Annotated in this window: 16 protein-coding genes; 1 reads left to right on the top strand and 15 read right to left on the bottom strand. The window is 68.4% G+C overall.

Translation table 11 applies throughout. The features are described from left to right. Positions 1 to 2: 2 nt before the first annotated feature. The 11 genes from ACS5NL_RS03640 to tauA form a co-directional block, all read right to left on the bottom strand. Positions 3 to 1,001 carry a sulfate ABC transporter substrate-binding protein gene (locus ACS5NL_RS03640; RefSeq protein WP_439352228.1) on the bottom strand — a complete coding sequence of 333 codons (999 nt, stop codon included), beginning with the start codon at positions 999 to 1,001 and terminating at the stop codon, positions 3 to 5. A 103-nt stretch (positions 1,002 to 1,104) separates the two neighbouring features. Beyond that, entirely contained in the window at positions 1,105 to 1,665 is a 561-nt protein-coding gene (locus tag ACS5NL_RS03635; RefSeq protein ID WP_439352227.1) for an RBBP9/YdeN family alpha/beta hydrolase, read from the bottom strand. 26 nt (positions 1,666 to 1,691) lie between these two features. Continuing rightward, complete coding sequence (locus ACS5NL_RS03630; RefSeq protein ID WP_439352226.1) at positions 1,692 to 3,617, bottom strand: family 2A encapsulin nanocompartment cargo protein cysteine desulfurase; 1,926 nt, start codon at positions 3,615 to 3,617, stop codon at positions 1,692 to 1,694. Between the two features lie 176 nt (positions 3,618 to 3,793). Next, the gene (locus ACS5NL_RS03625; RefSeq protein ID WP_439352225.1) at positions 3,794 to 4,723 is read right to left on the bottom strand and encodes a family 2A encapsulin nanocompartment shell protein; all 930 of its coding nucleotides are present in this window, start codon (positions 4,721 to 4,723) and stop codon (positions 3,794 to 3,796) included. A 41-nt stretch (positions 4,724 to 4,764) separates the two neighbouring features. Further along, positions 4,765 to 5,712: a serine O-acetyltransferase EpsC gene (gene epsC, locus ACS5NL_RS03620; RefSeq protein ID WP_439352224.1), complete on the bottom strand. Its 948-nt coding sequence runs from the start codon at positions 5,710 to 5,712 to the stop codon at positions 4,765 to 4,767. A 7-nt stretch (positions 5,713 to 5,719) separates the two neighbouring features. Beyond that, entirely contained in the window at positions 5,720 to 6,697 is a 978-nt protein-coding gene (gene cysK, locus ACS5NL_RS03615; protein ID WP_439352223.1) for a cysteine synthase A, read from the bottom strand. A 17-nt stretch (positions 6,698 to 6,714) separates the two neighbouring features. Then, the gene (locus ACS5NL_RS03610) at positions 6,715 to 7,182 is read right to left on the bottom strand and encodes a rhodanese-like domain-containing protein (protein WP_439352222.1); all 468 of its coding nucleotides are present in this window, start codon (positions 7,180 to 7,182) and stop codon (positions 6,715 to 6,717) included. A 119-nt stretch (positions 7,183 to 7,301) separates the two neighbouring features. Continuing rightward, positions 7,302 to 8,135: a taurine dioxygenase gene (gene tauD, locus ACS5NL_RS03605; RefSeq protein ID WP_439352221.1), complete on the bottom strand. Its 834-nt coding sequence runs from the start codon at positions 8,133 to 8,135 to the stop codon at positions 7,302 to 7,304. 26 nt (positions 8,136 to 8,161) lie between these two features. Continuing rightward, positions 8,162 to 9,061 carry an ABC transporter permease subunit gene (locus ACS5NL_RS03600; protein WP_439352220.1) on the bottom strand — a complete coding sequence of 300 codons (900 nt, stop codon included), beginning with the start codon at positions 9,059 to 9,061 and terminating at the stop codon, positions 8,162 to 8,164. Then, positions 9,058 to 9,849 (bottom strand): taurine ABC transporter ATP-binding protein, encoded by a 792-nt coding sequence (locus ACS5NL_RS03595; RefSeq protein ID WP_439352219.1) that lies wholly within the window; start codon positions 9,847 to 9,849, stop codon positions 9,058 to 9,060. Before ACS5NL_RS03595 ends, ACS5NL_RS03600 begins: the two co-directional genes overlap by 4 nt. 18 nt (positions 9,850 to 9,867) lie before the next feature. Beyond that, complete coding sequence (tauA, locus tag ACS5NL_RS03590) at positions 9,868 to 10,875, bottom strand: taurine ABC transporter substrate-binding protein (protein WP_439352218.1); 1,008 nt, start codon at positions 10,873 to 10,875, stop codon at positions 9,868 to 9,870. Positions 10,876 to 11,049: 174 nt separating this feature from the next. On the opposite strand from tauA, the gene speB reads away from it, so the two are divergent. Beyond that, positions 11,050 to 12,027, top strand: coding sequence for an agmatinase (speB, locus tag ACS5NL_RS03585; RefSeq protein WP_439352217.1), 978 nt, complete (start codon positions 11,050 to 11,052; stop codon positions 12,025 to 12,027). Between the two features lie 9 nt (positions 12,028 to 12,036). Here speB and ACS5NL_RS03580 read toward each other — a convergent pair whose 3' ends face one another. The 4 genes from ACS5NL_RS03580 to ACS5NL_RS03565 form a co-directional block, all read right to left on the bottom strand. Next, positions 12,037 to 12,987, bottom strand: coding sequence for an ABC transporter substrate-binding protein (locus tag ACS5NL_RS03580; protein ID WP_439352216.1), 951 nt, complete (start codon positions 12,985 to 12,987; stop codon positions 12,037 to 12,039). Between the two features lie 219 nt (positions 12,988 to 13,206). Beyond that, on the bottom strand, positions 13,207 to 14,178 hold the full coding sequence (locus tag ACS5NL_RS03575) for an NAD(P)-dependent oxidoreductase (protein WP_439352215.1): 972 nt from the start codon (positions 14,176 to 14,178) through the stop codon (positions 13,207 to 13,209). An 18-nt stretch (positions 14,179 to 14,196) separates the two neighbouring features. Next, positions 14,197 to 15,342 carry an acyl-CoA dehydrogenase family protein gene (locus ACS5NL_RS03570; protein WP_439352214.1) on the bottom strand — a complete coding sequence of 382 codons (1,146 nt, stop codon included), beginning with the start codon at positions 15,340 to 15,342 and terminating at the stop codon, positions 14,197 to 14,199. Next, a complete protein-coding gene (locus tag ACS5NL_RS03565; RefSeq protein WP_439352213.1) occupies positions 15,339 to 16,166 on the bottom strand; it encodes a class II aldolase/adducin family protein in 828 nt (275 codons plus the stop codon). Before ACS5NL_RS03565 ends, ACS5NL_RS03570 begins: the two co-directional genes overlap by 4 nt. Between the last annotated feature and the right edge of the window lie 107 nt (positions 16,167 to 16,273).

Here is a 16,273-nt window from a genome sequence, read left to right as displayed (position 1 = left end):
GCTTACTTGCCTGCCGTATAGAGTTTGTCGAACTGGCCGCCGTCGTTGAAGTGCACCTTTTGCGCTTCACCCAGCGAACCGAAATACTGCTCGACCGTGAACAGCTTGATCGGCTTGAAGGCGGTGGCGTACTTCTTGAGCACGGCCTCGTTGCGCGGGCGGATGTTGTGCTTGGCCGCGATCTCCTGGCCCTCGGGGCTGTACAGGAAGTCGAGGTAGGCCTTGGCATCGGCGGCGGTGCCCTTCTTGGCCACGGTGCGCTCGACGATGGCGACCGGGTTCTCGGCCACGATGGAGGCGCTCGGATGGATCGCGTCGACCTTGCCGGCGCCGAACTCCTGGTCCACCGACACCACCTCGGATTCAAACGTCACCAGCACGTCGCCGATGTTGCGCTGCAGGAAGATGCCGGTGGCGTCACGGCCACCGCGCGCCAGCACCGGCACGTTCTTGTAGAGCTTGCCGACGAACTCGGCGGCCTGCGCGTCGGTGCCGCCCTTGGCGCGCACCTGGCCCCAGGCGGCCAGGTAGGCCATGCGGCCGTTGCCACCGGTCTTGGGGTTCACGACCACGACCTGCACGCCGGGCTTGACCAGGTCGTCCCAGTCCTTGATGCCCTTGGGGTTGCCCTGGCGCACCAGGAACAGCATGGTCGAGGTGGTGGGTGCGGCGCCGTTGGGGAATTTCTGGCGCCAGTCCTTGGCGACCACGCCCTTCTCGGCCAGGAAGTCGATGTCGGTGGTGGTGTTCATGGTCACCACGTCGGCGTCCAGGCCATCGGCCACGGCACGCGCCTGCGCGCTGGAGCCCCCGTGCGACTGGTCGACCTTGATGTCCTTGCCCGTGCTCTTCTTGACGCTGGCGACGAAGGCGGTGTTGATGTCCTTGTAGAACTCGCGCGCGACGTCGTAGGAGGCGTTGAGCAGCGTGGCCTGTGCGGAAGCGGCGGAGGCAGCGGCCAACGCAATGGCGCCAAGGGTGAGTTTGAGGGTGTTTTTCATGGAAACCGGTCTCCGATAGAGGGAATGCATGGCATTGTGGGACCCTCCCGAACTGAAACAAACGACTTTGTTCTTGTTTTCTTATTCGATAAATGAATAAGTGTCAGGCCGCCAGCGGCAGCGGCTGGGCCGGCGTGATCTCGGCCCCCAGCGCCTGCAACAGCGCCAGCCCCAGCGGCCATTCGCCATGGCCCGAGTCCACATTGATGTGGCCCGCCTCGTTCAGGCGCATGAACTCGCTGCCCCAGGCCCGCGCGTAAGCACCCGCCAGCCGCACCGGGCAGAACGGATCGTTGCTGCTGGCGACCACGATGCTGGGAAATGGCAGCTTCTGGTACGGCACCGGGGCGAAGTCGGCCAGCACACCCCGCCGCTCGGGATCGGCCGGCGCCACCAGCAGCGCGGCCTGGATGCGGGTCTTGACCGCATCGGGCAGGTGCACGGTCGCGATGCAGCCCAGGCTGTGCGCCGCGATCACCACGGGACCGGGGGCACTCTCGATGGTGTCGGAGAGTTGCTGGACCCAGGCGCGCTTGAGCGGGCTGATCCAGTCGTCCTGCTCGACCCGCAGGACATGGGGCAGGCGCGCGGTCCACAGGCTTTGCCAGTGGCCGGGACCGGAGTTGCGCCAGCCCGGGACGATGATGACGGTGGGGGAAGACATGCTGCGATTCTGTGCAGCATGTCTCCCTACACAAACGACTGAGTCGTAGTTTGCTTATTCGGATTCCGTCTTTGGCTGAGCCCGCGGACCACGGCGATGAAGCGGTCCACCTCTTCGCATGTGTTGTAGAACGCCAGCGAAGGCCGCACCGTCGCTTCCAGGCCGAAGCGGCGCAGGATGGGTTGCGCGCAGTGGTGTCCCGTGCGCACGGCGATGCCCTCTTCGTTCAGCGCCTGGCCCACTTCGTCGGTCGTGTAGCCGTCGAGCACGAAGGACAACACGCTGGCCTTGTCGGCCGCGGTCCCGACCAGCCGCACGCCCGGAATGGGCTTGAGGTGGTGGGTGGCGTAGGCCAGCAGGTCGTGTTCGTAGCGGCCGATGTTCTCGATGCCGATGCGCTCCACGTACTCCAGCGCAGCCCCCAGGCCCACGGCGTCGGCGATGTTGCCGGTGCCGGCCTCGAAGCGCGTGGGTGGCCCGTGGTAGACGGTCTTCTCGAAGGTCACGTCGGCGATCATGTTGCCGCCCCCTTGCCACGGCGGCATGCGTTCGAGCACGTCCTTCTTGCCGTAGACCACACCGATGCCGGTGGGGCCGAAGATCTTGTGTCCCGAGAACACGAAGAAGTCGGCATCCAGCTCACGCACGTCCACCCGCATGTGCGAGACGGATTGCGCACCGTCGACCAGCGCCAGCGCGCCCGCCCGGTGGGCCAGGTCCACGATCTGCTTGACCGGCACCACGGTGCCGAGCGCGTTGGAGACCTGTGTCACCGAGACGATCTTCGTCTTGTCGCTCAGCAGGCGCTGGTATTCCTCCAGCAGCACCTGCCCCGAGTCGTCCACCGGGATCACCTTGATCTTCGCGCCCTTCTCTGCCGCCAGCTGCTGCCAGGGCACGATGTTGGCGTGGTGCTCCAGGTGGGACACGATGATCTCGTCGCCCGGCCCGATGTTCTGCGCACCCCAGCTCTTGGCCACCAGGTTGATGGCTTCGGTGGTGCCACGCACGAAGATCACCTCGTCCACCGAACCGGCGCCGATGAAGCGGCGCACGGTCTCGCGCGCTTTTTCGTAGGCGTCGGTGGCGCGGGCCGCCAGCGCGTGGGCCGCGCGGTGGATGTTGGAGTTTTCGTGCGCGTAGAAATGGGCCAGGCGGTCGATCACCGCCTGGGGCTTGTGCGTCGTGGCGGCGTTGTCGAACCAGACCAGCGGACGGCCGTTGACCCGCTCCTGCAGGATAGGAAAGTCGCGCCGGATCGCGTTCACGTCGAAGGGCGGGCGGCCCGACGGCGTGGCTTGCGGGATGTGGCCGGTGTGTCCGCTGTGCGCGGGCGCCGCATTCACAAAGTAGAAGCCGCCAGGCGCGACCGCCGGAGCCGATGGAGCCTGCTGCGCCGGCTGGGCCGACGGGATGGCCGGAACCGCCGGGACCGAAGGTGTGGCCGGCGCCGCGGGCAACGAGGGCCGTTCGTTCAGGAAGTAGAACCCGGAACCCGGCAGCGGCGAACCGCCACCGTGTGGTGGTGAAGCCGGCACAGGCAACGAGACACCCAGCGCTTCGGGCACGCCCAGCACGTGACTGCCGAAGCGGCCGTCATAGCCGGGCGCGGCCGCCAGCGCGTTGTCGGGCACGCCATTGGGCGCTTGCGCGTGCGGCACCAGCGCCGGCGCAGAGGCGACCGCATTGCCCGCCGACTGCGGCGAACTGGGCAGCACGTTGGCGCCCGGCGGCAGTGCACCGAAGGGCACCGTGGTCGGGTTGGATGGCCCGGTCACGCCCGGCGGCAGGCTCAGGCCGGCCGGATGCGGGTTCGAGGGCAAGGGGTTTCCACCGGTGGCCGGCGAGCCCGGCAAGGCCGCAAAGAGCTGGCTCGCCAGACGCGCGAGTTCGGCCGGGTCGGGCAGGCCAGGCGGCGGCGAAGCGCGGCCAGGAGAAAAGGTTTCGGACATGGGATTCATCCAGGTGCTGCGAGCAAGAGAACGCGAGTCGCCAGGGGGCGCAGGCACAAGAGGGGGAACAAGTCAGGTGCACCGCGGAACCGGCTTCGCCGGGCCGCAGGTGCAGTCCCCCCTCCCAGCCGAAGGCGCCAGAGAGGGGGGAAGCCGCGCAGCGGCGCAGGGGGGTGTCACTTGTACGTGTCCGGGTAGTCGTGGAACTTGCCGACTTCCACGTCCTCCAGCACGGCCAGCGCATCGTCGGACTGCACCGCCAGCGAGCAGTACAGGCTGATCAGGTACGACGAGATGGCGTTGCGGTTGATGCCCATGAAGCGCACCGACAGACCCGGGCTCTGTTCGCCCGGCAGCCCCGGCTGGTACAGGCCGACCACGCCCTGGCGCTTGTCGCCCACGCGCAGCAGGATGATCTTGGTCTTGCCGTCGGCCACCGGCACCTTGTCGCTGGGGATCAGCGGCACGCCGCGCCAGGTCAGGAACTGCGAGCCGAACAGGCTCACCGTCGGCGGCGGCACACCGCGGCGCGTGCATTCGCGGCCGAAGGCGGCAATCGCCAGCGGGTGGGTCAGGAAGAACGCAGGCTCTTTCCAGACCTTGGTCAGCAGTTCGTCGAGATCGTCGGGCGTCGGCGCGCCGGTCAGCGGGAACACGATCTGGTCGGGGTGCACCGCCGAGAGCAGGCCGTATTCGGCGTTGTTGATCAGCTCGTTTTCCTGCTTCTCCTTGATCGTCTCGATCGTCAGGCGCAGCTGTTCCTTGATCTGGTCGTGCGGGCTGCTGTAGAGGTCGGAGACGCGGGTGTGCACGTCCAGCACGGTGGACACCGCGTTCAGGAAGTACTCGCGGGCCGGCGCCTCGTAGTCGACGAAGGTGGTGGGCAGGTCGGACTCGTCGCGCTTGGCGCACAGCACCTTGACGTCTTCCGGGTTCTTGACCTTGTTGAGGCGGTAGATGCCGGCCTCGACCGGCACCCACTGCAGCAGGTGGGTCAGCCAGCGCGGGCTGATGGTCGACAGGACCGGTGCGGTCTTGGTGGCGTTCGCCAGTTGCCGCGCGGCGTTGTCGCCGAGCGCGAGCTGGCCCTGGGGTGTGGTGGACATGAAAGGCTCCGTGTTGAGGGGAAGGAAGGAAAAGAAAAGCTTCAGGCGGCCAGTGCGGCCGGCACGGCGTTGCTGTCGTTGGATCGCGCCTGCGAGAGGTTGGCGCCTTCGGGCACGTCGTGCGTCACCCACAGGTTGCCGCCGATGGTGGCGCCGCGGCCGATGGTCACGCGACCAAGCACGGTGGCACCGGCGTAGATCACCACGTCGTCCTCGATGTTCGGGTGGCGCGGCAGGCCCTTCTTGAGATGGCCGTCGGCGTCCAGCGGGAAGCGTTTGGCACCCAGCGTCACCGCCTGGTAGATGCGCACGCGCTCGCCGATGGTGGCGGTCTCGCCGATCACGACACCGGTGCCGTGGTCGATGAAGAAGCCCGAGCCGATCGAGGCGCCGGGGTGGATGTCGATGCCGGTCTCGCCGTGCGTGATCTCGGCGATCAGACGCGCCAGCATGGTCGCCCCCAGCGAATACAGCGTGTGGGCCAGGCGGTGGTGGATGATGGCGTGGATGCCGGGGTAACACAGCAGCACCTCGTCCACGCTGTGCGCGGCCGGGTCGCCGTGGTAGGCGGCCAGCACGTCGGTGTCCAGCAGGCGCCGGATGTCCGGCAGGCCCAGCGCGAATTCGCGCACGATGTGGTCGGTGCCTGCCTGCACGTCGCGCGGACCCAGATGGGCATGGCGCGCGGAGTGCTGCAGCTCCAGCCGCACCTGCGCCGACAGCGCGTGCAGGGCCTTGTCCAGCGTCACGCCGACATAGAAGTCCTCGACCTCCTGCCGCAGCTCGGGCGGTCCCAGCCGCATCGGGAACAGCACGCCCCGCAGATCGGTCAGGATGTCGGTCAACACTTCGCGCGAGGGCAACTCACGCCCGCCAGGTTCGAGTGAGCGGCCCTGGGCCTGGCGCCAGTCGCGGCGCACGGTGCGCAGCTCGGACACGATCGCGCCCACATCGACCGCCGGCGCGGTCTCGGATTCGAATGCAGCCATGGTGTCCTCAGGCGGGCAGGCCGCTGACGTCGAAGAGGCCTTCGAACAGCACCGAGCTGAGGTAGCGCTCGCCCGAATCGGGCAGGATCACCACGATGGTCTTGCCGGCGTTCTCGGGCTTGTGGGCCCAGCGCACCGCCGCCGCCGCGGCCGCACCGCAGGAGATGCCCGAGAGAATGCCCTCCTCGCGCGCCAGCCGGCGGGCGAACAGCACCGCGTCCTCGTTGCTGACCTGTTCGATGGCATCGACCAGCGACAGATCCAGCACCTCGGGAATGAAGCCGGCGCCGATGCCCTGGATCTTGTGCGGCGCGGGCTTGAGCTCTTCGCCATTGCGCTGCTGCGTGAGGATGGGGCTGGCCGTCGGTTCGACCGCGACCGAGGTGATCGCCTTGCCCTTGGCCTGCTTGATGAAGCGCGAGACGCCGGTGATGGTGCCGCCGGTGCCGACGCCGGAAATCAGGATGTCGATCGCGCCCGCGGTGTCTTCCCAGATTTCGGGACCGGTGGTCTTCTCGTGGATCGCCGGGTTGGCGGGGTTCTTGAACTGCTGCAGCAACACGTACTTGCCCGGGTCGCTGGCGGCGATCTCTTCGGCCTTGGCCACCGCACCCTTCATGCCCTTGGCGCCTTCGGTCAGCACCAGCTTCGCGCCATAGGCCAGCAGCAGCTTGCGGCGTTCGATGCTCATGGTCTCGGGCATGGTCAGCGTCAGCGGAATGCCCTTGGCCGCGGCCACGAAGGCCAGCGCGATGCCGGTGTTGCCGCTGGTGGGCTCGACCAGCTCCTTGCCCGGGCCGAGCAGACCGCGCTGCTCGGCGTCCCAGATCAGCGCGGCGCCGATGCGGCACTTGACCGAATAGGCGGGGTTGCGGCCCTCGATCTTGGCCAGCACCGTGGCCTTGGCACCGTCGGTGATGCGGTTCAGGCGCACGAGCGGCGTGCGGCCGATGGAGAGGGCGTTGTCGTCGTAGATGTGTGACATGGGAATTCCTTATGAGGTCAGTCCTGCACCCAGGGCAGGTCGTGAAAGCGCCAGCCGTCGCTGCCGCCACGGTGCTGGTTCGCGTCGATCTCGCCCTCGAAGCCTTCGAGCACGTTGAACACGTTGTGCAGGCCGGCCGCCGCAGCGGCCTCGGCCGCCACCACCGAACGCTTGCCGCTGCGGCACAGCAGCAGCACCGGCTGTTCCTTGCCCAGCTTGGCTTCGAGTTCGCGCACGAAGCGCGGGTTGCGCGTCAGGCTGGTGCCGGTGGCCCAGGCGATGTGCACGCTGCCCGGCACGTGACCGACGAACTTGCGTTCTTCGGCGCTGCGCACATCGACCAGCACTGCCTGCCCGGTGTCGAACAGGCGCCAAGCCAGTTGCGGCGTGACGCCACCCGCATAGGTCAGGCCGCTGGCGGCGGCGGCCTGGCGCGCCTGCGCCAGGGCTTCGAGTTCCGGTGTCGTGTCCAGGGTGGTGCTCATGGTGTGTCTCGGTGTGGGTGGTCGGGAAAACGAGAACCTCACTCTAGGAGCGCGACCTCAGAACACGAACGAAGGTTTCTGCGTTTGCTTATGAGAAAACCGAGTGACCCTAGATCACCTCAAAAGGGAATGTCGCCAACGATCGTGGCGCGGTTCATCACGCGGCGGTGCGGCAGGTAGTCGGCCGTGGCGTAGTGCTGGGTCAGGCGGTTGTCCCAGAACGCGAAGTCGTTGGGCTTCCAGCGCCAGCGCACGGTGAACTCGGGCTTGGCGATGTGGGTGACCAGGTAGCTCAGGATCGCATCGCTTTCCTTCGCACCCAGTTCCAGGATGCGGGTGGTGAAGCCCTCGTTGACGAACAGGCCCTTGCGACCGGTCACCGGGTGGGTGCGGACCACCGGGTGCACCACCGGCGGGTTGTTCACGCGCGCCGCGTCCCAGCGCACTTTTTCTTCGGGCGTGCGCGCGAAGCGGTGCGCCGGGAAGGACCGCAGCATGTCGTGCTCGGCGGTCAGGCCATCCAGCAAAGCCTGGAAGCGCGGCGACAGCGCCTCGAAGGCGGCCACGCCGCTGGCCCACAGCGTGTCACCGCCCGAAGGCGGCAGCAGCTTGGCCGAGAGCAGCGCGCCCATGGGCGGCCGCCGCTGGAAGGTGACGTCGGTGTGCCAGTTGTCGTTGTCCGGCAGGTTGGCGGTGCTGGTGTCGAGCACGATGATCTCGGGCACATCCGCCACGTGGGGGTAGATCGGGTGGATGTGCAGGTCACCGAAGTGCGCCGCGAGGTCGCGCTGCTGCGCGGGTGTGATGGGCTGCTCCTCGAAGAACAGCACCTGGTGCTGCAGCAGCGCGGCCAGCAGGCCTTCGCGGTGTTCGGGGGTCAGGGGATCGGCCAGGCGGATGCCGGTGACCAGGGCGCCGATGGCCGGGCCCAGGGGGCGGATGTGCAGGGACATGGTTGCTTTTCTTCTTTGAGGGGGACTCAGTGTTTGCCCTTCCAGGGCACCAGCCAGGCCTCGATCAGGCGCATGGCCAGCGAGAACGAGAAGGCGCAGACGGCGATCACGCCGATGCCGACGAACACCGCGTCGGTCGCCAGGAAGTGCGAGGCCGACATGATCATGAAACCGATGCCGCGGGTGGACGCGATCAGCTCGGCCGCCACCAGCGTGGCCCAGCCGATGCCCAGCGCGATGCGGATGCCGGTGAGGATTTCGGGCAGGGCCGAGGGCAGCACGATGTCGCGGAACAGTTGCCAGCGGGAGGCGCCGAGCGAGAGCGCGGCGTTGACCCGCTCCAGCGGCAACGAGCGCACGCCGGCCTGGGCCGACAGCACCACCGGCGCGAACATGGCCAGCGTGAGCAGCGCGATCTTGGAGGTCTCGCCGATGCCCAGCCAGATGATCATCAGCGGCAGGTAGGCCAGCGGCGGCAGCGGCCAGTAGAACTCGATGGGCGTGTCCAGCACGCCCTTGGCCCAGCGGTTCAGGCCCATCAGCAGGCCCAGCGGAATGCCCAGCGACACCGCGATCAGCGCCGCCGACAGGATGCGCAGCAGGCTGGCCGAGACGTGTTCCCACAGCGTGGCATTGGCGTAGCCCTCGTTGAAGATGGAAACCCCCGTGGCCCAGACCTCGGCCGGCGGCGGCAGGAACAGCGGCGAGACCCAGCCCGTGAGCGACAGCAGCCACCAGGCCAGCCCGATGGCCGCAGCCGCGGCCAGGCTGATCGGCACCGTGGACTTTTCGCCGATGCCGAAGCTGCGCGGCTTGACCAGGCGTGGTGACCGCGGCGCATGCTGCTGCGCCGGCACCACCGGCCCTTCGGGCAGTGGAGAGGAAGAAGGAATGGGCAACACCGTGCCCAGGACCCAGTCGTTCATGCGTGAACTCCTTCGAGGGATTCGTTCTGGTGGACGATGGCCCGCACCTCTTCGCGCAATTGCGCGAAGGCCGGCAGGGTCTTGACGGCGCGGGCGTTGCCGTCGCGCGCGAAGGCCTGGACAAAGTCCAGGTCAAAACGCGCCACGATGCGACCGGGCCGCGGCGACATCACGATCAGTTCGGTGCCGAGGAACAGCGCCTCTTCGATCGAGTGCGTGATGAAAAACACCTGCTTGCCGGTGCGTGCCCACACCGACACCAGCAGCTCCTGCATCTGTTCGCGGGTCATGCTGTCGAGCGCGCCGAAGGGCTCGTCCATCAGCAGGATGTCGGGGTCGGGCGCGAGCGCACGGGCCAGGCCCACGCGCTGGCGCATGCCGCCCGAGAGTTCATAGGGCGCGGAATCGGCGAAGTCTTTCAGACCCACCAGCTCCAGCAATTCGTGCGCGCGGTCGCGCCGCTCGGCGCGCGAGGCGCCGGCGAACTTCAGACCGAGCGCCACGTTCTCGGCCACCGTTTTCCAGGGCAGCAGGGTGTCTTTCTGGAACACCACGCCGCGGTCGGCGCCTGGCCCCTGGATGGGGCGGCCATTGAGCGTGATGCTGCCGCTGGAGAGCGGCAGAAAACCTGCCATGGCGTTGAGCAAGGTCGACTTGCCGCAGCCCGAGGTGCCCAAGGCGACGACGAAGCCGCGGTCCGGAATGTCGAGCGAGACCCGGTCCAGGGCCTGCACCGGCCGGCCGTCGCGGGCCGCGAAAAAGACACTGGCGTTCTGGACGGACAGCATGGTGCGGGACCGGTTGGGTTACTTCTTCAGCGCGTTGACGGCGGCCGGCGTCACGAACGCGGCGTAGCTGGGCAGCACGGCGTTGATCTTCTTCTGCTCTTTCAGGAAAGCGGCGGTGTCCTTGAGGATCTTGGCCACGCCCGACTTTTCGCCACCACCCAGCCAGGCGTCCGAGGCCTGCGCGCTCAGCGGCACCAGGTTCAGGTTGCCCAGCGCAGCGGCCTGGTCTGCGGCCGTGCCACCCAGCAGCTTGGCCAGCTGTTTGGCGTTGTCGCTCTCGGGGCCCCAGGCGGCCTTGTCGTTGCGGAAGGAGGTGTAGTACTTCTCGATCACGCCCGAGAAGTTCTTGAGGAACTCGGGGTGCTCCTTGGCGAAGGCGCCGGTGGCGACCCAGGCGCTGAAGGTGGGTGCACCCTGCTCGGCCACCTGCTTGGAGGTGATGAGCACCTTGCCGTTCTTCTTGAGTTCGGTCAGCGCCGGGTCCCACACGAAGCCACCATCCAGATCACCGCGGTTGTAGCCGGCAACGATCTCGGGCTGGGGAATGGCGAAGACCTGCACATCCTTCTCGCTCAGGCCTTGCTTCTTCAGCAGCGCCAGCAGCTGGTAGTGGTCGGTGGACACCGGCGCGGCGGCCAGCTTCTTGCCCTTGAGGTCGGCCAGGCTGTTGATGCCCGAGCCGTTGCGCACCACCAGCGCTTCGTCGATGCCGGAGATCGAGGCCAGGTAGAAGGCCTTCACGTCCAGGCCGCGCGAGGTCGCGGCGGCGTAGGGGCTGGAGCCCACGTAGCCGATCTGCACGTCGCCCGAGGCGATGGCGGCGAAGATGTCGGCGCCGGAGTTGAACTTGCGGAAGTCGATTTCGTAGCCGGTGGCCTTGGCGAACTCGCCGTTGGCGATGGCCACCGACGAGGGCAGCGCATCGGTCTGGTAGGCCACGACGACCTTCTTGTCGGCGGCGTAGGCGGTGCTGGTGAGTGCGACCGCGCTCAGGGCAAAGGCAGCGAGTTTTTTCAGGAATTTCATTTGACGATCCTTGTTGTGGGCAATGAAGTGGGGGCGGGCCGGACCGGCATGGAACGACTCACCACGAAACGGATGCTAGGCAGCGTCCCTCATTCACACAAAGAATCAAATCGCCATTGCTCATACGGAAAACGCGCTTGGGTCACCCCCGGCCACGCGCGATGCTCCCTGCCCATGATCAAAGACCTGCACCGCTATCCCGAGATGGCCAACCCGCAGCTGCGCCCGCGTTATTCGGGCGTCGCCACCTTCTTCCGCACACCGTTGGTGGACAGCCTGGAGGGCGTCGACATCGGCGTCGTCGGCATCCCCTTCGACGGTGGCGTGACCAACCGCACCGGCGCGCGCCACGGCCCGCGCGCGGTGCGCGAGCAGAGCACCCTGATCCGCCGTTACCACCAGGCCACCGGCGCCGCGCCGTTCGACCTGTTGCGCGTGGCCGATGTGGGCGACGCCTGGCTGGAGCAGCCCTGCGAACTGTCGGGCGCGCTCGACGAGATCCAGGCGACCCTGGCCAAGCTGCACGCGGCGGGCGTGGCGCCGCTGTCGGTCGGCGGCGACCATTCGGTGACCCTGCCCATCCTGCGCGCCATCGCCAAAGACCGGCCGGTCGGCCTGGTGCACATCGACGCGCACTGCGACACCGGCGACGACTACCTGGGCTCGCGCTTCCACCATGGCGCGCCGTTCCGCCGCGCGGTGGAAGAAGGCCTGATCGACCCGAAGCGCACGATCCAGATCGGCATCCGCGGTTCGGTCAACCACCCCGACATGTGGCGCTTCAGCCATGACGCCGGCATGCGCGTGGTGACCATGGAAGAGTTCAGCGACCAGGGCTGGCGCTGGGTGGCCGAAGAGGCGCGGCGCATCGCGGGCGACGGCCCGACCTACCTGTCGTTCGACGTCGACGGGCTGGACCCGGTGTACGCGCCCGGCACGGGCACGCCCGAGGCCGGCGGCATCACCATGGTCGAGGCGCAGCGCCTGATCCGCGCGCTCGACGGGCTGGACTTCGTGGGCGCCGACGTGGTGGAGGTCTCGCCACCGTTCGACACCTCGGGCCTCACCGCGCAGAACGCGGCCAACATCCTGTTCGAGGCCCTGTGCGTGCTGGCGCCGGCGGTGCACCGGCGCAAGTCCTCCACTGCCTGAGACGCACCATCAGGCCTTGCTGTTGAAGCCCAGGTCGAAGGTATTCTTCACGTCCAGCCGCTGCTTGATCAGGCCGGCCTTGAGATAGAAGTCCGCCGTGCGCTGCTGGTCGGCAATCACCTGCGCATCGATGTCCTGCCAGCGGGTGGCGCGGCGCTCGAACTGCAGCCGCGCGGCATCGACCGGGATGCCGATGATGCGGGCGAGCGCATCCCCGTAGGCCGCGGTGTTCTTGTAGGACCAGACCTGGGCCCGCGCGACGCGCTCCTTGAAATCCTTGAGCGCGGCGCGTTTGTCTTTCAGGGCCGAAGCCGTGCCGGCCAGAAAACCCAGGCCGGTCCACAGCCCACGACCGCTCACCAGCACGCGCGCGTGCTGGGCGGTTTCGGCCAGCGCGGTGTAGGGGTCCCAGGTGGCCCAGGCATCGACCGATCCCTGCGTGAGTGCCAGCTTGGCCTCAGCCGGCGGGATGAACTTGATCTGCGCCTCGTCGAAGCCGAGGCCGGCCGATTCCAGCGCCTTGAGCGAGACGAAGTGACCGATGGAGCCGCGGTTGGTGGCGATGCTCTTGCCCTTGAGGTCCTTGGCGGACTTCAGCGGCGAATCGGGCCGCACCAGGATGGCCGTGCCATAGGGGTCGGAGCGGGACACCGCAAACGCCTTCACCGCGCTGCCGGCCGCCAGCGTGAACAGCAGCGGAGCGTCGCCGATGGTGCCGAAGTCCACCGCGTCGGCGTTGAGCGCCTCGGCCAGCGGCGCGGCCGCAGGGAACTCGCTCCACTTGATGTCGTAGGGCAGGTCCTTGAGTTCCCCGGCCGCGTCCAGCAGCGCCTGCAGGCCACCCTTCTGGTCGCCGGCGCGCAGCAGCACGCGCGGCTGCGCGCGCAGCACCGCGGGCGCCAGCACGCTGGCAGCGGCCACCGAGGTGGTGAGAAGTCGGGAGAATTCGCGTCGTTTCATGGTCGGTGTTCCTGTGAGGGTTGAATGCCTTCATTCGACCATCGGCGCGGGCAGAACCCAACTGCAAACTTCGCAGATGCATATGCGTGAAACCCGGGCGCACGACGCGGGCGCGCATCCGTGGGCGGTGGAAAAAAGAGGCCCTGAAGCCTTGCGGCTTCAGGGCCAACGTCCCCCACCGGGGCCGGAGACAACACATCTAAGGACTAAGGACGCAACTCAATAACCGCGGGAAAGATCGACCAGGTCGTGCAGCGGTTGTGCGGTCAGGAACCGCCCGAGGTTGCTCTGGAACTTCTGGACCGACGCGCGCTGCACGTCGCCCGCGGCCCAGGAAATGTGCGGTGTCAGCGTCACCCTCGGGTGGCGGTAGAGCCAGTGGTCCAGCGGCGGCGGCTCGGGCTCGGTGACATCCAGCGAGGCATGCCCCACCAGACCCAGGTCGAGCGCGTCGCGCAGGGCGTCGTGGTCGACCAGACCGCCGCGGGCGATGTTGATCAGGTGCAGGCCGGGTTTGGCGTGGGCCAGTGACCGCGCGTTGATCAGGTGCCGGGTCTGCGGCGTGATGGGCGCGGCGAGCACCAGGTGGTCGCTGCGCGCGAGCAGGTGCTCGATGTCGGGCGAGAACCGCACACCATCACCGGTCTCGGGCTGCGGTGTCCGGCGCAAGGCCAGCACCTGCATGCCGAAGGCCTGGGCCCGCCGGGCCACCGCCTGGCCGATGGCGCCGTAACCGACCAGGCCGAGCGTGCGGCCCTTGAGCAGACCCATGGGCCGGGCCACGGCGCGGTCGAATTCGCGCCGCCAGCCCAGCAGGTGCTGCACCTGCCGTTCGCCCAGGTGCTGGACATGGTCGAGCAAGGTGCCGAACACGAAGTCGGCGATCGGGTCCGCGGCCACACCGCGTGCGCAGGTCACCTTCGGTCCGTCGAACAGCCAGGGCGGGAAGTAGTCGATGCCGGCCGAGGCCAGGTGCACCCAGCGCACGCGGCCGGGCCAGCCCGGTGGCCGCTCGGCCGGCGCACCGCGCCAGGCATTGCGCGGCGCGGTCAGCACGATGTCGGCCTCCGACGCGCGGTCCCAGGCCGGCGCGTGCACATCGTCGATCACCCGCACCCCGGCCACCGGCGGCAGCGCGCCGTCGCCCAGCTGGTTGAGCACGGTGAGCAGGGGCAGTTCGCGCGATCCCATGGTGGTCCTTTTGGTGGGTCAGAGGCCGAGCGAACGGCGCCCGGCGGTGATCCAGGTGCTGTCGTCCTGCGGCGTGTGGATGCGGCCGCAGAGCACGTCGCGCCAGTGCCGCTCCAGCGGGTTCTTGCGCGCCAGACCGTGGTTGCTGGTCAGCGACTGCGCAATCTCGACCGCCTGCACCGCGTGGTTGGTGGTGAGGCTCTTGATCAGGCTGCTGTCGGTGCCCGAGGGCCATTGCCCGGCGTCGATGTCGCGCGCCAGCCCGTCGACCAGGCGCTGGTTGGCCAGCAGCAGGCCGTCGATGCGGCCCACCGCTTCCTGCACCCGCGGCAGGGTGGCCAGCGCGGCGCCGAGTGCCGAGGGCTTGCGGGTCTGCAGGAAGCCGATCAGCCATTCGCGCGCGGCCCGCGCGACACCGGTGTAGAGCGCGCCCATCAACACCGCCAGCTCGGCCTGCATCTGCGGGTCGCCCTTGCCCCACTCGTGCGGCGGGCGCAGGTCGACCTCGTGGTCCAGCGGCACCAGCACGTCGTCAAAGAGGATGTCGTGGCTGCCGCTGGCGCGCAGGCCCAGGTGGTCCCAGGTGGCTTCGATCCGGGTGCCCGGCAGGCCGGCGGGCACCAGCAGCGTGCCGACGCGCGGTTCGGCCTCGTCGGTCCGCACCCACACCGCGTACCAGCGCAGCAGCGGCGCGCCGGTGGAATAGAGCTTGTGGCCGGAGAGGCGCCAGCCCTCGGGCGTGCGGCGGGCGATGGTGGCGGGTAGGCCGCCGCGCGCCGGCGTGCCGAGTTCGGGTTCGACGCGCAGGGCATTGATCAGCGAGCCGACGTCGGCCGCTTCGCGCACCAGCCGCTGCGCCAGCGCGCGCGGCCAGTGGTGGCCCGCACGGCCCATGGAGCGGTGCTGCACGTACTGCATGATCAGCACGAGGCCGGTCGCCGGGTCGCCCTGCCCGATGGCACCGATCACATCGCCCAGTTGCGCCACGTTGGCGCCCTGCCCGCCCAGGTCCCCCGGCGCGGCCAGCGTCAGCAGGCCGGCGCTGTGCAGGTCGGCAAAGTTCTGGAACGGAAAGCTGCCGTCCAGGTCGTGGGCCGGCGCGCGGTGCGCGAAGTCGGCCGCCAGGGAGCGCGCGACCTCGGCCCAGTTCAGCGGCGCGTTCATTGCAGCACCTCGGGCTGTTCGCGCACCAGGATCTCCGCGTAGCCGCGGAAGGTGTGGAACGCGCCGCCGGGGCCGCCGACCTGGGTGTGGGTGAGCGCCGCGACGTCGTGCGGGATCGGTTGCGGCGTGCCGGCCGCTTCGGCCAGCAGCTGCGTGTGGCAGGCGTTTTCCAGCGCGATGTACCACCAGGCCGCGGCCTCCACCGTGGGGCCGGCGGTGAGGATGCCGTGGTTCTTCAGGATCACCGCCTTGCGCTGGCCCAGGGCCTGCCCGATGCGCTGGCCTTCGTCGGTCTCCAGCACCACGCCGGAGAAGTCGTCGAACAGCGCATGGTCCTGGTAGAAGGCGCAGGAGTCCTGGGTCAGCGGGTCCAGCAGGCGGCCCAGCGTGGACCAGGCCTTGCCGTAGGTCGAGTGCGTGTGCGCGGCCGACACGATGTCGGGGCGCGCTTCGTGCAGCGCCGCGTGGATGGCAAAGGCGGCGCGGTTCAGCGGCCCCTGGCCCAGCACGATCTCGCCCTGGGCGTTCACCAGCAGCAGGTCGGAGACGCGGATCTGCGAGAAGTTGATGCCCAGCGGGTTGACCCAGAAGTGGTCGTGCCACTCCGGGTCGCGCGCGGTGATGTGACCGGCCAGGCCGACGTTGAGACCAAACTGCGCAAACAGGCGGAACGCGATGGCCAGCTGCTGGCGGCGGTGGTCGCGCTCGTCCTCGATCGAGCGCTGCGGCAGCGGATCGTCGAACCAGTCCTTGCGGAAGGGTTGTGCGTTCAGCAGGGCGCGCAGGCTGGCGGGCAGTTCGGTCTGGATCGAGGTGGTGCTCATGGTGGCTTCCGGTGTTGGCGTTCACGTCACGATAGGCGGGACAGGCCAAGCCGCCAACGAAGGAAATCGTTGCTGCACATGCGGAATCGGCATGTGCTGCGACCGCC

Source organism: Hydrogenophaga sedimenti (assembly GCF_051857515.1).
Lineage (GTDB): Bacteria > Pseudomonadota > Gammaproteobacteria > Burkholderiales > Burkholderiaceae_C > Hydrogenophaga.
This window is presented reverse-complemented; position numbering and strand designations above follow the sequence as displayed.

Excerpts from the sequence above, each read along its gene's own strand:
- ACS5NL_RS03640 (WP_439352228.1), bottom strand. The coding sequence starts at position 1,001 with ATGAAAAACACCCTCAAACTCACCCTTGGCGCCATTGCGTTGGCCGCT.
- ACS5NL_RS03635 (WP_439352227.1), bottom strand. The coding sequence starts at position 1,665 with ATGTCTTCCCCCACCGTCATCATCGTCCCGGGCTGGCGCAACTCCGGT.
- ACS5NL_RS03630 (WP_439352226.1), bottom strand. The coding sequence starts at position 3,617 with ATGTCCGAAACCTTTTCTCCTGGCCGCGCTTCGCCGCCGCCTGGCCTG.
- ACS5NL_RS03625 (WP_439352225.1), bottom strand. The coding sequence starts at position 4,723 with ATGTCCACCACACCCCAGGGCCAGCTCGCGCTCGGCGACAACGCCGCG.
- epsC (WP_439352224.1), bottom strand. The coding sequence starts at position 5,712 with ATGGCTGCATTCGAATCCGAGACCGCGCCGGCGGTCGATGTGGGCGCG.
- cysK (WP_439352223.1), bottom strand. The coding sequence starts at position 6,697 with ATGTCACACATCTACGACGACAACGCCCTCTCCATCGGCCGCACGCCG.
- ACS5NL_RS03610 (WP_439352222.1), bottom strand. The coding sequence starts at position 7,182 with ATGAGCACCACCCTGGACACGACACCGGAACTCGAAGCCCTGGCGCAG.
- tauD (WP_439352221.1), bottom strand. The coding sequence starts at position 8,135 with ATGTCCCTGCACATCCGCCCCCTGGGCCCGGCCATCGGCGCCCTGGTC.
- ACS5NL_RS03600 (WP_439352220.1), bottom strand. The coding sequence starts at position 9,061 with ATGAACGACTGGGTCCTGGGCACGGTGTTGCCCATTCCTTCTTCCTCT.
- ACS5NL_RS03595 (WP_439352219.1), bottom strand. The coding sequence starts at position 9,849 with ATGCTGTCCGTCCAGAACGCCAGTGTCTTTTTCGCGGCCCGCGACGGC.
- tauA (WP_439352218.1), bottom strand. The coding sequence starts at position 10,875 with ATGAAATTCCTGAAAAAACTCGCTGCCTTTGCCCTGAGCGCGGTCGCA.
- speB (WP_439352217.1), top strand. The coding sequence starts at position 11,050 with ATGATCAAAGACCTGCACCGCTATCCCGAGATGGCCAACCCGCAGCTG.
- ACS5NL_RS03580 (WP_439352216.1), bottom strand. The coding sequence starts at position 12,987 with ATGAAACGACGCGAATTCTCCCGACTTCTCACCACCTCGGTGGCCGCT.
- ACS5NL_RS03575 (WP_439352215.1), bottom strand. The coding sequence starts at position 14,178 with ATGGGATCGCGCGAACTGCCCCTGCTCACCGTGCTCAACCAGCTGGGC.
- ACS5NL_RS03570 (WP_439352214.1), bottom strand. The coding sequence starts at position 15,342 with ATGAACGCGCCGCTGAACTGGGCCGAGGTCGCGCGCTCCCTGGCGGCC.
- ACS5NL_RS03565 (WP_439352213.1), bottom strand. The coding sequence starts at position 16,166 with ATGAGCACCACCTCGATCCAGACCGAACTGCCCGCCAGCCTGCGCGCC.